Below are 14424 nucleotides of genomic sequence, written 5' to 3' on the forward strand. Positions count from 1 at the left end.
CATGAAATAATACTCCTGAGAGTACTTTGTCAAAACTTACAATTTTTCCTCGCAATGACGTTTTTCTATTATCAAATTACTAAATATGATCAATAATATTTTTATTAAAATATTTCTAGTATTTTTAGTATGTATATCCGCTATTTATTTTGGTTATCAATATTATCAGAATAGCAAGCCGGTAATTACTATTTATCCTGATGAGCTGCCTACAAAAATAAAACCGTCTATAATAGAAAATAACCAAATAGCAGCAGTACATAGTATGATATATGAAAATCTTATTGCTAAAGATACAAATATTAAAACCGTAAAATTGCTTCCTGATCCTGAGAAACCTATGAGTATAGATTCTCGTAACCAAAGTCAAAGCGATGAATCTTTTGATGAAATATCTAACCTTATTGCATTAATAGAGCCAAATAATAACTCCAAAAATGAAACGGATTTAAATATAATAAAGCTTGAAAAAGGAAGTAAAGATAAGGTTAGTAATGCTAAAAATTGTAAAAATAATGAAAGTTATAAAGTACAACTAGGTTCGGTAAAATCTGAAGCAGAAGCAATGAAAGAAGGGGAAAAAATAAAAAAGCAATTCCCGAAAATTCTTAAAAATGTTGTTATCACAACTAAAAAAGTTAAATATGATGACGGCAAATTTTTCTATTTAATCTTAGCCGGTGATTATAGTAGTCTTAGTCAAGCTAAAGCGGTTTGTAAGAAATTAGCTTATAATAAGCAGAGTTGTGTGTTGAAGTGATATTTGTATACTCTTATGTCATTCCTGTGAAAGCAGAAATCCATCATAAAGCGAGATAAATCGAGCTTTTAATTTTAAGAATTTGCTGTGTTTATACTTTTTTTCTGGATTCCTGCTTTTGCAGGAATGACATAGAGAACCACGCAACAACGACTGCTCGCAATGACGATAAATAAAAACTAAATAACTTATGAAAGAAGCTAAAATAGAAAATATTGACTTTGGTAATGCATTATCAGAGCGTTATCTTGCTTATGCGTTATCAACAATTATGTCACGTTCGCTTCCTGACGTACGTGACGGACTCAAGCCTGTACATCGTAGGTTATTATACGCAATGCTACAGTTAAGGCTTGAGCCGAATTCCGGCTATAAGAAATGTGCAAGGGTGGTCGGTGACGTAATAGGTAAATACCACCCGCACGGTGATGTGGCAGTATATGATACCTTGGTACGCCTTGCTCAGCATTTTTCGTTGCGTTATCCTTTAATTGATGGGCAGGGTAATTTCGGCTCTATCGACGGTGATAATGCAGCAGCTATGCGTTATACCGAATCACGTATGACGGACATAGGTACGTTATTAATGGAGGACATCGATAAAGATACGGTAGATTTTCGCCCTACTTATGATGATTCCGATTTAGAACCGGTAATAATGCCGGCAAGTTTTCCGAATTTACTAGCTAATGGTTCTGAAGGGATAGCAGTCGGTATGGCAACCAATATACCGCCGCATAATTTACATGAGCTTTGTGATGCTCTAATATATTTAATCGACCATCCGAAAGCTGAAATTAACGATATAATGAACTTTATCAAAGGTCCTGATTTCCCGACCGGCGGCATAATTATTGATAAAGCTGAAGTTATTAATGCTGCATATACTACTGGACGCGGTAGTCTTAGAGTGAGAAGCAGATGGGAAAAAGAGGAGTTAAGTTACGGTACATATCAGATAGTCGTAACCGAGATACCTTATCAGGTTCAGAAATCAAAACTTATAGAACAAATAGCAATATTACTAAAGGATAAAAAAATTCCCCTTGTTAGCAATATTAGAGATGAATCAACAGACATTATAAGGTTGGTTATAGAGCCCAGAGATCGGGGATGTGATCCGCAAATAGTTATGGAATCTCTATTCAAGCTAACGAATTTAGAAAGCCGCATTCAGTTAAATATGAATGTGATCGGCAGTAATAACGTGCCGAGAGTAATGAATATTTTAGAGATTTTACAAGAGTTTCTAGATCATAGACAAAATATTGTTACTCGCAGATCAACTTATCTTTTAAACAAAATCAAGTATCGTTTAGAAATTCTAAAAGGGCTTAGGATAGCTTATCTAAATCTTGATGAGATAATTAAAATTATTCGTGAAGAAGATGAGCCAAAAGCGATAATGATAGAGCGGTTTAAACTAACCGAAATACAAGTAGAAGCGATGTTAAATACCCGTCTTCGCTCGCTTCGCAAGCTTGAAGAGCAGGAAATTATTAATGAGCATAGTAATTTGCAGAAGCAACAAGCTATATTAGAAGAAATTCTAAATAACCCTAAAGAACTATGGAAAATAGTTAAAAAAGAAATCAAAACAGTACAAATGAAATTTGGATTAAATACGGTAATAGGAGCAAGGCGTACAAGCTTTGAGGAAGTAACGCTTACGAATCAAGTAGTTGATATAACGGCTTTCATTACTAAAGAGCCGATTACTATTATCTGCTCAAAAATGGGGTGGGTGCGTTCGTTAAAAGGTCATAACACCGATTTATCGACTATCAAGTATAAAGAAGGTGATGCAGAAAAATTTATTTTAGAAGCTTACACGACTGATAAAATATTAATAGTTAGTTCAGAAGGCAGATTTTTTACTTTGCTTGCCGATAATATTTCCAAAGGTAAAAGAACAGGGGAATCTATAAAGCTACTTGTGGATATAGGCAATAACGATATTACGAATATTTTAGTCTATAAACCTGATCAGCTTTTATTACTTGCAAGTAGTGTAGGTAAGGGGTTTTTAGTTAATTCAAATGAAGTAATGGCTCAAACAAAAACAGGAAAGCAAATTATGAATGTACCGGATGGTCATGTATGTATAGCTTGTTTACCTGTAAACGGGGATAGTATTGCTTGTATCGGTGAAAGTCGTAAATTACTGGTATTTAATATAGATGAAATACCTGAAATGAAAAAAGGGCAAGGTGTAACGCTGCAAAAATTTAAGAATGCTAAGCTTCTAGATATTAAAATATTCAATAAAGAAGACGGCTTAGGTTGGAATAACAATGGAAAAGTAAAACTTGAGAAAAACATTGTTGCATTTTTAGGCAAAAGAGGTAGTACCGGTAAATTACCTCCTATGGGCTTCCCAAAAAATAATAGATTTTCATCATAATTATAATAAAGATTGAGTATATACAAAAAAATAGCATATTTTATATGGTTTTATACAAGCGAATTATTTATAAATTCGCTTGTACCGTTCTATTATTAAAAGTTTTTATAGGCTTTTAAACTCATCTTACCTATTTAAATTAATAGATGTTACTATCTCCTACTCCTATAACATCAACCTGATCATCCTGATAACCTTCCTCTAATTGATAATATGTAAAATCTTCATTATTATTACCGAAAAGGTTATAAACACCAGTTAATAGAGTATTACTATCTTTGAAAAATTGAATTATAGTAGAACAATCCTCTCTAATTGTATCTATTAAAGGTTTTTCGATAGTGGCAGCCATAAGTGCTGGTACATTTATTGCATCAAATTTGCTTATAACGTAGTTGGGGCTTGAAATTTTTTTTAAGGTAAAACCTATACTCATTAAATGAGGGATTGCAGTAATATATTTATCTATAATGTTACTTATTGCCATCATGTTTTTAAATACATTTAATATAGGAGAGAAAATATTTTCATTGTCCTCTGATGCTGGTTTTTCGATGTTCTGAGTTACATATCTTTAGAGAATTATCCTGTTGCATATTAAAAAACTTCAATGCTGCCTCAAAATCCCCGTCTTTTGTATAGACTTTCTGAATATTTAAAGCATGTAATATTGTAAATATTTTTTTAAGTTGGCACTAGAAACAAAATATATATGCATCTTTAAATAATAATTTAGAAGCGGTTGCATATCTTGTAACTGCTTTTAATCCATTTACAAAGGAATGTCTTGAGCTTGTAAATTGAGCATGGTTCGTAGTGTTACTCCTGTTTTAAAATAATAAAAATCATATATCACATGATTACCATATATTATGGTTGCATCACAATATATGGTAATCAGAGAAAATCAATATCTAAAAATAAAAAAAGTAAAATATATAATTTTATTTAATCAAAAGGCAGTATAGCATAAATTTTCAAGGTTCGCCGGTACTTGAAGTACAAAAGCTAAGCATAATTTGACAAGAATTAGAGAGCTGTAAGCTAATAGAATGGTTTAAAGATTTAACAGAAGAGAAAACAAGATTATTACAACGACGGAACTATAAAGTTTATTGATAGTTCAATTAAAAAAATGGAATAATCAAGGCATAAGATTGCTCTAAGCCTTGATTATAATAGTGATGGCAATTTATTTGTAAATAATTAAAACTTAAGTTTTGTACCTATAAGACCAACAGTACCTCGTGTTGTTTTACTAGGTGCTTCAGGGTAATATACAGGTTTACCTTTAGCTTGGAAATGAGAAATTTCAGCATATGGTAATAAACCAGGCATAATCTTATATTCAGTAGCGAGGCTTACAGCATCAACGGTGTTTTTATATCTTGAAGTTTTAAGATATTCAAGACTTGTTTTTATAGGTCCTTGTCCATAAGCAACTGCTCCATTGTAATAATAAGTATCACGACCGACTTTATAATATTCCTTAGCGGTTAAGCTTTTACCTAAATTACCGTAAGAAGCACCACAAGAGAAATTACCGTAAGTAAATACAGCTCCAAGATTATATGCTTTTAAATTAGAAAGCTTATAGGTATTAAGCACTTGAATTGCAGTTCCGTCCATTTTAGCATGAATAAGACGACGAGCAGGTTTACCGTATTCTCCGGTGACAGATAATTTTAAGTCTGCATCTTCGCTAATTTCATGTTCATAAGTTAAGCCGGCAGAAAAAGCATCCCTAATATTCTGATTAATAGTCATGGTTTCGTTATTCTCTAATTTAACCGTCTTTATTCCGGTTTTAGAAACACTAACTCCGTTTCTGCCTGAGCTTTCGAGCGTTAAATTATTTATATCTCTATTACCGCCTGTATTAGCAGTATCGGGAGTATAAGAAACTCCGACTTGGAAGCCTTTCATTTTAGGCGTGAAAAAATTCAATCTTCTAGCTCTCTCAGCTTTATCATTGATTTGATTAAAAGAATTAGAGTATGACTCAAGATAAAAGCTAGCACTAGTATCAAAATCCGATTTTAAACCGTTATATCGCATATATTGACCATCAAGTAGAGCATATCTAGACCATCCTCCGGTACCTGCAGTTACTTGACTACCGGTAATACGCAACTTAGCGCTTGCATCAGCGGGAGAGCCGAATTCTACTTTACCGTAACTAGTTTCAATAAAGATATGTGATCCATTATAACTTGTAGAGGTTTTTGCTCTTGTAGTAGGCTGAAGCACTATTTTAGCACCTGCTATTACATCATTTATAGTTTTAGCAATAGTGGCCGCAAACGCTGCTTCCGTGTAAAAGCCTAGCTTTTTCCTGTTATCAGTTACATTTTTATCAAATAAAATTAAATGATCCTGTTTAATATAACCGCTTTCAAATAAATAGAATCCTTCTAATTTTATTTCAGTATCAGAATTAGAAATAACAGGTATTGGATTTCCTTCGGCAAGACCAGCTGATGCAATGCAAATAATACTTGCAGCTAATAATAATTTTTTCACTTTAATAAAGCTCCTAATAAACTTAAATAATAAAATTTACTATACAAAATAAATAGTATTAATAAATATAAATCAACTACGCTATAAATATAATAATTCTTTTCAGAATTGACAATAAAAAACTATTTTAATTTGTAATAATTTAATTTTAAGTATATATATGTTGTATTATTATCACTATCATTATTCAAATAGTCTCAGACTTATAGTTTTAAAGAAAAATTTTGTATTGTAAATAATTATGAGTTATAATCATTAGTTTATTAATTAAATCAAGTTTTGATTATGGCTATAATGTCAGATAAGTGGATAAAAGAAGCTGTTATAAATCAAAGTATGATAAGGCCCTTTGCGGAAAAGCAGATAAGAGTGCATAATAAAGAAAAGATTATTTCTTACGGCTTATCTTCTTACGGTTATGATGCTAGAGTATCTAATGAATTTAAAATATTCACCAATATAAATTCTACTACGGTTGATCCAAAAAATTTCAGTGAATATAATTTAGTTGATAGAGAAGTAGATGTGTGTATTATTCCACCTAATAGCTTTGCCCTTGGCAGAACTATAGAATATTTTAAAATACCGCGTGATGTATTAGTTATTTGTGTCGGCAAGTCCACTTATGCAAGATGCGGTATAATAGTAAATGTGACTCCGTTAGAACCGGAGTGGGAAGGACATGTAACTTTAGAGTTTTCTAATACTACTCCATTACCTGCTAAAATATATGCAAATGAAGGAGCTTGTCAGTTTTTATTTTTAAAGAGTGATCAAATTTGTGATACTTCATATGCTGATCGCCAAGGAAAATATATGAAACAAGTAGGCGTAACTTTACCGCTAACATAACTTTTTTATGTAGAAAATTATATTAAATTTTTAATAAGGATTTTTATGAGTACAATAAACACCGATACTAATGAGACAATGCCGCATATTTCCGTTAATGCACAATATATAAAAGATTTATCTCTTGAGAATCCTTCTGCCCCGTCTTCTCTTGCAGCTTTGGATCAACGCCCTCAAATTGATTTATCTCTAGATATAAATATTACTAATTTATCGGAAGAAAATTTCTATGAAGTAGAGTTAAATATCGAGGCAATTGCAAGAAATAAGAAATATAAATTATTTCAGATAGAATTAAAATATGCTGGAGTATTTAATTTAATTAATATTGATTCTGAACAACATCCGGTTTTATTATCCGTTCATTGTCCGGCGATGATATTTCCATTTGCCAGAAAAATTATAGCTAGCTGTACTCAAGATGCAGGATTCCAGCCTTTAATGATTGATCCTATAGATTTTGGTGCCTTATATCATAAGAAAATGTCGGAGCATCAAAACTAAGAAAATCATTTAATTATTAAATAAATTTCGTTTTAAACGCTATGGTTTTTAAATCACAGGTAGAGCTTAAAGAGCTTAATAGTAAAAATTTTATCAATTTGATTAAATATTCTTTACTTATGTTATTAATGAATGTATAAAGCGCTGCTAGATAAAAAATTATAATTTAGTTAACAATAATTAATTGTAAATTATAGCACAATATAAAAATTGAATTTTATGGAGAAAAATAATGAGAGTTTTGTTAATTGAAGGCGAGCCGGAAATGGCTAACTTAATTGAGCTAACTTTAGCTTCAGAAGGGATAGTTTGCGATAAAGCTTCAGTTGGTGTGGAAGGTTTAAGGCTTGGTAAAGTTGGTGGTTATGATCTAGTAATCTTAGACCTTATGTTACCGGATATTAATGGTTTTGAAATATTACTAAGATTGCGTGCTGCAAAAATAAAAACCCCAATCTTAATTTTATCTAGCTTAACGGATACGTATCAAAAAATTACTGGTTTCTCTTCCGGAGCCGATGATTATCTAACCAAGCCGTTTGTAAGAGAGGAATTAATTGCTAGAATTAAAGCTATAGTTAGACGTTCTAAAGGTCATGCAGCATCAGTATTTAGGTTTGATAAGGTTAGCATAAACTTAGATACTAGAAGTGTAGAAGTTGACGGCAAAAAAGTACATTTGACGAACAAAGAATATGCTATTTTAGAGCTATTAATACTCCGAAGAGGAACTATCTTAACTAAAGAAATGTTCTTAAATCACTTATATAGTAGTGTTGATGAACCGGAAATGAAAATTATTGACGTATTTATTTGTAAACTTCGTAAGAAGTTAAGTGATGCTGCCGGCGGTAGAGATTATATCGACACAGTATGGGGACGTGGTTATATGCTAAAAGAATATGATGAGTTACAACAAAAAGAAATTTTAGCACAAGGAGCATAATTAATGCCTTTATCTACTTCTTTACTTGGTAAAAAAAGTACTTATAAAGATAGTTATGATGTGACTTTATTATTTAAAATTCCACGTATAAATCATCGAAACGAACTTGGAATAAATAGTAATAATCTTCCGTTTTACGGTGTAGATGTTTGGAATACATATGAACTATCTTGTCTTAATAAGAACGGTAAGCCATGGGTTGGAATAGGCACTTTTTATATACCGACGGATTCTGAAAATATAGTAGAATCAAAATCATTTAAATTATATCTAAATTCTTTTAATAACTTTGTTGTTGAATCAGTAAAAGAACTAGAAAGAATTATCTTGCAGGATCTAAGTAATGTTACACACGCTAAAGTAACAGGACGTATATTTCCTATAAATACAAAAGTAGAATTTGGTGTTCCAAGCGGTAAAAATATCGATGATTTAGATATAGTATGCAATAATTACGGTGCACCTGATAATAGTTTAATTGAGTATGAAGATGTTTTGGTAGAAGAAGAGATTAATTCTAATTTGCTCAAATCAAATTGTCTAGTAACCGGTCAACCGGATTGGGGTACAATCGTTATAAAATATAAAGGAAAAAAGTTAAAACATGATTCTTTTCTGAAATATTTAATATCTTTTAGAAATTGTAATGAGTTTGCAGAGCAGTGTGCTGAGCGTATTTTTACAGATATTAAAAACGCTATAAGTCCTGATTTTCTTTCTATTTATATAGTATATACTAGGCGTGGAGGAATTGATATTTGTCCCTATCGTTCTACCAATAAAAGTTATACTTTACCTAGCGATAAACGATTTATTAGGCAATAATCACTTTTCTAATCCATAAAAAAATCCGTTTGTGAGAAAAGTATTGTTAATGTGGATTGAAAAATGCATCCGTTGTTATTCCGTAGCTTGACCACGGAATCTAGCTTAAAATACTAATATTATTAGTATTTTAGATTTTTTTATGGACCCCGTGGCCAAGCCACGGGGTGACACAGTGGATTTTACGGTCCATCCAGCAATGTTCCGACTATACAGGAATGACATAAACGAGCCACGCAATAACGCTGATCAAGGTGGGGTAACAATCAAAAAATAATTCACGTAAGCAAGCTTTTCGCAGGATAGCAGTTAGTATAATTTTATGATTCTTTTGTAGGATTTTGTGGAGGCTTTAGGCTTTCTACTATTTTATTCAGGTCTATTTGACTACAGATTCCCAGTAATACGGGATCACGAGGACGAATAGAATTCATATTCCAATGGCTACGGGTTCTAATAGCATCTATAGTAATTTTAGTAGTACCTATTAATTTAATTATTTGATGGTCTTGAATGTTCGGATAATTAGACAATAACCAATATATAGCATCCGGTTTATCTTGACGTCTTGCTATAGGAGTGTATTTAGCACGCTGTTTTTTCTGATTTTTCATCAATTCATCAGCAGGGCTATATGAAATTTGTAAATTAGCATTAGGATCTTTACTGCAACGCTTAATTTCCTCTAAAGTTAACTGACCGTTTGCAATTGGATTTAAACCTTTTATAGATTGTGCTACTTCACCGTCAGCCATACCTTTTATTTCAAATTCATGAATACCGCAAAAATCGGCAATTTGTTTAAAAGTTAAAGAAGTATTTTCAATTAACCACATAGCCGTGGCTTTTGGCAGAAGCGGTAATGTTTTTTGCGAATTCATGATAATTGTTTTTTGGCTTAATTTAAGAAGTTATAACAAATAGAGTTATTTAAGTCAATCTTCATTTAGAAACTTAACTATCTCCTCAACTACTTTCTTAGCATCGCCGAATAACATAAAAGTATTATCATGATAAAATAGCGCATTTTTTATACCTGCATATCCTGATCCCATAGAGCGTTTAATAAACAAAATCGTACGTGCTTTTTCGACATCGAGTACCGGCATACCGTAAATTGGACTGTTCGGATCATTTTTAGCAGCAGGATTAGTTACGTCATTTGCCCCAATCACAAGCACTACGTCAGTGGTAGCGAAATCTCTATTAATTTCTTCAAGCTCAAGTACTTTCTCATAATCTATATTAGCTTCTGCAAGTAAAACATTCATATGCCCCGGCATTCTACCTGCTACCGGATGTACGGCAAAACGTACATTAATATCTGAACGTTCTAATATATCAACCATCTCTTTTATGATATGCTGAGACTGGGCTACTGCCATACCGTAACCGGGAACAATTATCACCGATGATGTATTAAGTAGTAAATGTGCTGCATCTTCAGGGCAGCTTGTTTTTGCTATTTTATCGTCGTCTCTATCCTTGTTAATTCCAGTAGGTGCAAGCAAAAACGCCCCAAAAATAACCTTAATTAATGAGCGATTCATCGCTTTGCACATTATATAGCTAAGTATAGCTCCGCTACTACCGACTAATGCTCCAGTAATAATAAGTAGGCTATTGCTAAGCGTAAAGCCTATACCTGTTGCCGCAAAACCTGAATAAGAATTTAGCATTGAGACTATAACAGGCATATCTGCACCGCCTACCGGTATTATTAGTAATACTCCGATTAACAGTGATAAAAAAACTATTAGATTAAATAAAAATATATTCTCTGAACGAATAAACGATATTACTAGAATAACCAATATTATTGCCGTTAATAAGCATATATATTGCTGACCGTAGAATTTTAACGAGCTACTTTTCATTAAGCCTTGTAGTTTTAGAAAAGCTATAATCGAACCGCTAAAAGTTAAAGCACCGATAGAGACGCCTACTGATATTTCTATTAATGCATTAATCGGTAAACTTCCTGCTATTCCTATAGAAAAATTTTCAGGAGCAAGTACTGTAGCATAAGCTACAAATACCGCAGCAAGACCGACAAAAGAGTGAAATCCCGCTACTAATTGAGGCATTGCCGTCATGGAGATTTTAAGTGCGATAATCCCGCCGATTACAGCACCTAATAATATGGTTGCTATAATGGGTAATTTATGAGTAAAATCCGGTAGGAAAAAAGTAACGACGACTGCTATTGCCATCCCCAAAATACCTATGGTACTGCCTAAATATGCTTGTTTCTGTGAGGATAAGAATTTGAGTGATAGAATAAAGCAAACAGCCGCAACTAAGTATAATAACTGGATAATTTGTAGGGACATAGGTGAATGTATGTTTATATTATTAGCTATTTAGTGTCATCCCGCGGCTTGACCGCGGTATCCAAAAAAATAAAAAACTGGATCCCGCAATCAAGTTGCGGGATGACAAATACGCTTCAAGAACCATGCAACAAGGCTAAAAAGTAAATCCTATACCTATAGAAACTATTAAAGGATTAAGTTTAACTTTAGAGGTCATGGTTTTATTATCTACTAAATTTGGTTTATACTCAAGTTTAGGATTTAAGAAAAATTGTCTTACGTCAATATTAATTAAAGTATCATCTTTAGCATAAAAATCTACACCTATTTGTCCTACGGCACCGTGTCCGTTTCTAATTTTAAGACCGGTAGCTTGCGTAAGCATATAAGAACCGTGATAACCTATACCTATATATGGTCTTATTCCACCGTAAGGAGCTATATGAAATTGTCCGGTAACTGTTGCAGGAATCATATAAATAGGTTTGTTTTTTCCTAGTTTGACATTATCAACGCCATAATTGTGAGCAACGGCTGCAAGGGATGTATATTTAGTGCGTAACACATTAAAGCCAAGTGATAATTCAGTAGCTAAATAATTATTAAAGAATATAGTAGTGGACACATCACCTCCATAACCGTTTTTTGCAACTTCTCCTACTGAAATAGGTTGAGGAGAGGTAGGAATAGGTAATCCTTTTTGCTTAGCACTTGAAACAACACCTCCTAGACGCATCTTGAAAACTAAACTGCCTTCGTTTTCGTAATACGGTGTACTATCGTAGTCAGGAGCAGAGTCTACATCATCATACATGCTTTTAGCAAAACTATTAATACTTATGCTGGATACAAACAAAATTATCCCTAATTTTTTCACTATTCTTAACATATAATTATAACCTTTACTTGCTTAAAATTGATTACTGTATTATTATATAAAATTTTTGTTTATATATTTATACCATTGTCATAAAAGATAGAATTCTTTTATGCTAAAAGTCAAGACATTTAAGTAAAATTATAGAAATTATTGGAGCATATTAATGAATGATGCATTAAAAACATATTTAACCGGTATAGGTTGGTTTTTACTTAGTTTAGTAAGTAGTAGTGCCAATGATGTAATGTCTAAATATCTTGGGACTCGTTTACATAGCTTTGAAGTAGCTTTTTTCCGCTTCTTTTTCAGTAGCATAGTTTTACTACCTTTTGTTGTTTATTATGGTAAAAATACTTTAAAAACAAGTCGTCCTTTTGTACATATATTAAGAGGGTTATTATTATTTTTCGGTATGACTTCTTGGACTTACGGTCTTACCATAGCTCCCGTTACTACTGCAACAGTCGTAAGTTTTTCTATTCCTTTATTTACTTTAATACTTGCCGTATTTTTTCTGAACGAAAATATTATTTGGCCAAGATGGGTAGTGACCGTAGTAGGATTTATAGGACTTGTTGTTACGCTTAAACCGCATGCCGAGGATTTTAACCCAGAAATTTTGTATTTTGTATTAGCGGCTATTTCATTTGCTATGCTTGATATTATTAATAAAAAATTCGTAATAAAAGAATCGATGATTAGCATGCTATTTTATTCGGCAATAGTAACTGCTATAGTGTCGTTACCTGTAGCATCGCAGTATTGGCTAACTCCTAGTAGTTTTGAATTAGCTTTATTGTTTGTACTCGGTAGTAGCGGAAGCTTAATATTATTCTTCCTGCTTAAAGCTTTTTCCATGGTAGATGCAACCGCTACCGCTCCTTATAGATATTTAGAGCTGGTGATTTCGGCAATAGCGGCATATTTCATATTTAACGAATTTCCCGATAAAAGCACACTTCATGGAGCAGTAATAATAATTCCTACCACCTTATTTATAATATATTCCGAAAAAAAAGCTATGAATAGAAAACATGAATCGCAGTAAACTAGTATTTTCAAGCGGTATCGCTAACACTTTTGAATGGTATGATTATGTATTATTCGGTTATTTTGCACCCATAATAGGAACAAAATTTTTTCCAAATGATGATGTTAATACTTCTTTACTGCAAGCTTTTTTAGTATTTGCTATAGGTTATTTGGCGAGACCGTTGGGCGGCATATTTTTTGGTGTTATCGGTGATAGATTCGGACGCAAAGTAGCCTTAACTAGTGCGTTATTTTGCATGTCTGCCCCAACCGTATTAATAGGAATATTACCAACTTACCATACTATCGGTATAACTGCGACTATATTAATGATTTGTGTACGAATTCTACAAGGATTATCAATGGGAGGAGCTTTGACCAGCTCTATTTCCTTTGTTATTGAGCATACTAGCCATAAACACCAAGGCTTCACCGGTAGTATTTCAATGTCTAGTATATGCTCCGGTTTATTGCTTGGTTCTTTTGTTTCTTATATCGTTAAGAATATCCTAACAGCTTTACAATTTGATAGTTTTGGCTGGAGAATACCTTTTTTACTTGGTTTTTTTATTCTTTTTGCAGCATTTTATATTAAAAAAAATACACACGAAACACCGAATTTTAAAAATCTAAGAGAGCAGAAAAAGATTTTACAATCACCGTTAAAAAAAGTCATTACCAATTATTGGTTTGATATATTAATCTCGATTTTTATCAATGCTCCCGGTTCGATAATATTCTATCTAACTACAATTTACTTGGTATCGTTTTTAAAAATCAGCCGCAACTTTACTGAAAATGAGGTAAATAGCCTTGCTAGCGTGTGTTACGTGATTATGATAGCCGTAACTTTATTAAGCGGTTATCTATCCGATATTATAGGTCGCAGGAAAATTTTTGTAATTAATCTGATAATAATTATTGTAACAACGCCGTTTTTACTTAATAATTTTGAGAATGGGGCCTTTACAAGTGTAATTATCTCACAATTGATACTTGCTATACTTGCTGCTAGCTATATCGGTCCTGAACCGGTATTACAAGCAGAATTGTATCCTACAAATATACGTAACACTGCTCTCTCTATTTCATATAACACTGCTACAAGTATTTTTGGTGGTACTACGCCTCTTGTCTTTGAATATTTAGTACACAAAACAGGGCATGTAACCTCAGCAGTTTATTATGTCATATTAAGCTGTATTTTTGCATTGATTGCCTTATCTTTTTACAAAAATAGAAGTTTAGATAAAATATGAAAAAAATTACAAAACCTGCAAACCTAGTTGAATTTAATAACAAAATTGTAGTCTTTAAACCTAAGAGTTATTACTATGGCGATGCTTGTGAACATAAAATAACTGAAAAGGGATTAGTCTTTGC

General features: G+C 32.5%; 13 protein-coding genes. 8 read left to right on the forward strand and 5 right to left on the reverse strand.

What is annotated here, in order from left to right:
• Positions 1–85: 85 nt before the first annotated feature.
• Together RGRA_RS0101015 and parC are read left to right on the forward strand one after the other, a co-directional pair.
• Complete coding sequence (locus RGRA_RS0101015) at positions 86–760, forward strand: SPOR domain-containing protein (protein WP_017443401.1); 675 nt, start codon at positions 86–88, stop codon at positions 758–760.
• A gap of 190 nt (positions 761–950) precedes the next feature.
• Positions 951–3164 (forward strand): DNA topoisomerase IV subunit A, encoded by a 2214-nt coding sequence (gene parC, locus RGRA_RS0101020; protein WP_017443402.1) that lies wholly within the window; start codon positions 951–953, stop codon positions 3162–3164.
• Between the two features lie 139 nt (positions 3165–3303).
• Here parC and RGRA_RS0101025 read toward each other — a convergent pair whose 3' ends face one another.
• Together RGRA_RS0101025 and RGRA_RS0101030 are read right to left on the reverse strand one after the other, a co-directional pair.
• Positions 3304–3654: a hypothetical protein gene (locus RGRA_RS0101025; protein ID WP_024547218.1), complete on the reverse strand. Its 351-nt coding sequence runs from the start codon at positions 3652–3654 to the stop codon at positions 3304–3306.
• A 716-nt stretch (positions 3655–4370) separates the two neighbouring features.
• Positions 4371–5687 (reverse strand): porin, encoded by a 1317-nt coding sequence (locus RGRA_RS0101030; RefSeq protein ID WP_017443405.1) that lies wholly within the window; start codon positions 5685–5687, stop codon positions 4371–4373.
• Positions 5688–5972: 285 nt separating this feature from the next.
• Here RGRA_RS0101030 and dcd point away from each other — a divergent pair, with 285 nt between their 5' ends.
• From dcd to queF, 4 genes are all read left to right on the forward strand, one after another.
• Positions 5973–6539, forward strand: a complete 567-nt coding sequence (gene dcd / locus RGRA_RS0101035) for a dCTP deaminase (protein ID WP_014412107.1) — start codon at positions 5973–5975, stop codon at positions 6537–6539.
• 45 nt (positions 6540–6584) lie between these two features.
• On the forward strand, positions 6585–7043 hold the full coding sequence (gene secB, locus RGRA_RS0101040; RefSeq protein ID WP_017443406.1) for a protein-export chaperone SecB: 459 nt from the start codon (positions 6585–6587) through the stop codon (positions 7041–7043).
• A gap of 232 nt (positions 7044–7275) precedes the next feature.
• Entirely contained in the window at positions 7276–7989 is a 714-nt protein-coding gene (ctrA, locus tag RGRA_RS0101045) for a response regulator transcription factor CtrA (protein WP_010976784.1), read from the forward strand.
• A gap of 3 nt (positions 7990–7992) precedes the next feature.
• Entirely contained in the window at positions 7993–8814 is an 822-nt protein-coding gene (queF, locus tag RGRA_RS0101050; protein WP_017443407.1) for an NADPH-dependent 7-cyano-7-deazaguanine reductase QueF, read from the forward strand.
• 320 nt (positions 8815–9134) lie between these two features.
• Here the strand turns inward: queF and RGRA_RS0101055 are convergent, their stop codons facing one another.
• The 3 genes from RGRA_RS0101055 to RGRA_RS0101065 all read right to left on the reverse strand — a co-directional run bounded on the left by RGRA_RS0101055 (position 9135) and on the right by RGRA_RS0101065 (position 12018).
• A complete protein-coding gene (locus tag RGRA_RS0101055) occupies positions 9135–9695 on the reverse strand; it encodes a cell cycle transcriptional regulator TrcR (RefSeq protein WP_017443408.1) in 561 nt (186 codons plus the stop codon).
• Positions 9696–9749: 54 nt separating this feature from the next.
• Entirely contained in the window at positions 9750–11147 is a 1398-nt protein-coding gene (locus RGRA_RS0101060; protein ID WP_017443409.1) for an NAD(P)(+) transhydrogenase (Re/Si-specific) subunit beta, read from the reverse strand.
• Between the two features lie 136 nt (positions 11148–11283).
• On the reverse strand, positions 11284–12018 hold the full coding sequence (locus RGRA_RS0101065) for an OmpW family outer membrane protein (RefSeq protein WP_017443410.1): 735 nt from the start codon (positions 12016–12018) through the stop codon (positions 11284–11286).
• 154 nt (positions 12019–12172) lie between these two features.
• Between RGRA_RS0101065 and RGRA_RS0101070 the strand changes: the two genes are divergently transcribed.
• Both RGRA_RS0101070 and RGRA_RS0101075 read left to right on the forward strand, forming a co-directional pair.
• Positions 12173–13057 (forward strand): DMT family transporter, encoded by an 885-nt coding sequence (locus RGRA_RS0101070; protein WP_017443411.1) that lies wholly within the window; start codon positions 12173–12175, stop codon positions 13055–13057.
• Positions 13044–14300 carry an MFS transporter gene (locus RGRA_RS0101075; RefSeq protein ID WP_017443412.1) on the forward strand — a complete coding sequence of 419 codons (1257 nt, stop codon included), beginning with the start codon at positions 13044–13046 and terminating at the stop codon, positions 14298–14300. Before RGRA_RS0101070 ends, RGRA_RS0101075 begins: the two co-directional genes overlap by 14 nt.
• Positions 14301–14424 lie beyond the last annotated feature (124 nt).

Origin of the sequence: Rickettsia gravesii BWI-1, from assembly GCF_000485845.1 — a bacterium.
Lineage (GTDB): Bacteria > Pseudomonadota > Alphaproteobacteria > Rickettsiales > Rickettsiaceae > Rickettsia > Rickettsia rickettsii.

Coding starts and splice junctions, on each gene's coding strand:
- secB (WP_017443406.1), top strand. CDS start 6,585: ATGAGTACAATAAACACCGATACTAATGAGACAATGCCGCATATTTCC.
- queF (WP_017443407.1), top strand. CDS start 7,993: ATGCCTTTATCTACTTCTTTACTTGGTAAAAAAAGTACTTATAAAGAT.
- parC (WP_017443402.1), top strand. CDS start 951: ATGAAAGAAGCTAAAATAGAAAATATTGACTTTGGTAATGCATTATCA.
- RGRA_RS0101055 (WP_017443408.1), bottom strand. CDS start 9,695: ATGAATTCGCAAAAAACATTACCGCTTCTGCCAAAAGCCACGGCTATG.
- dcd (WP_014412107.1), top strand. CDS start 5,973: ATGGCTATAATGTCAGATAAGTGGATAAAAGAAGCTGTTATAAATCAA.
- RGRA_RS0101065 (WP_017443410.1), bottom strand. CDS start 12,018: ATGTTAAGAATAGTGAAAAAATTAGGGATAATTTTGTTTGTATCCAGC.
- RGRA_RS0101070 (WP_017443411.1), top strand. CDS start 12,173: ATGAATGATGCATTAAAAACATATTTAACCGGTATAGGTTGGTTTTTA.
- ctrA (WP_010976784.1), top strand. CDS start 7,276: ATGAGAGTTTTGTTAATTGAAGGCGAGCCGGAAATGGCTAACTTAATT.
- RGRA_RS0101060 (WP_017443409.1), bottom strand. CDS start 11,147: ATGTCCCTACAAATTATCCAGTTATTATACTTAGTTGCGGCTGTTTGC.
- RGRA_RS0101015 (WP_017443401.1), top strand. CDS start 86: ATGATCAATAATATTTTTATTAAAATATTTCTAGTATTTTTAGTATGT.
- RGRA_RS0101075 (WP_017443412.1), top strand. CDS start 13,044: ATGAATCGCAGTAAACTAGTATTTTCAAGCGGTATCGCTAACACTTTT.
- RGRA_RS0101025 (WP_024547218.1), bottom strand. CDS start 3,654: ATGATGGCAATAAGTAACATTATAGATAAATATATTACTGCAATCCCT.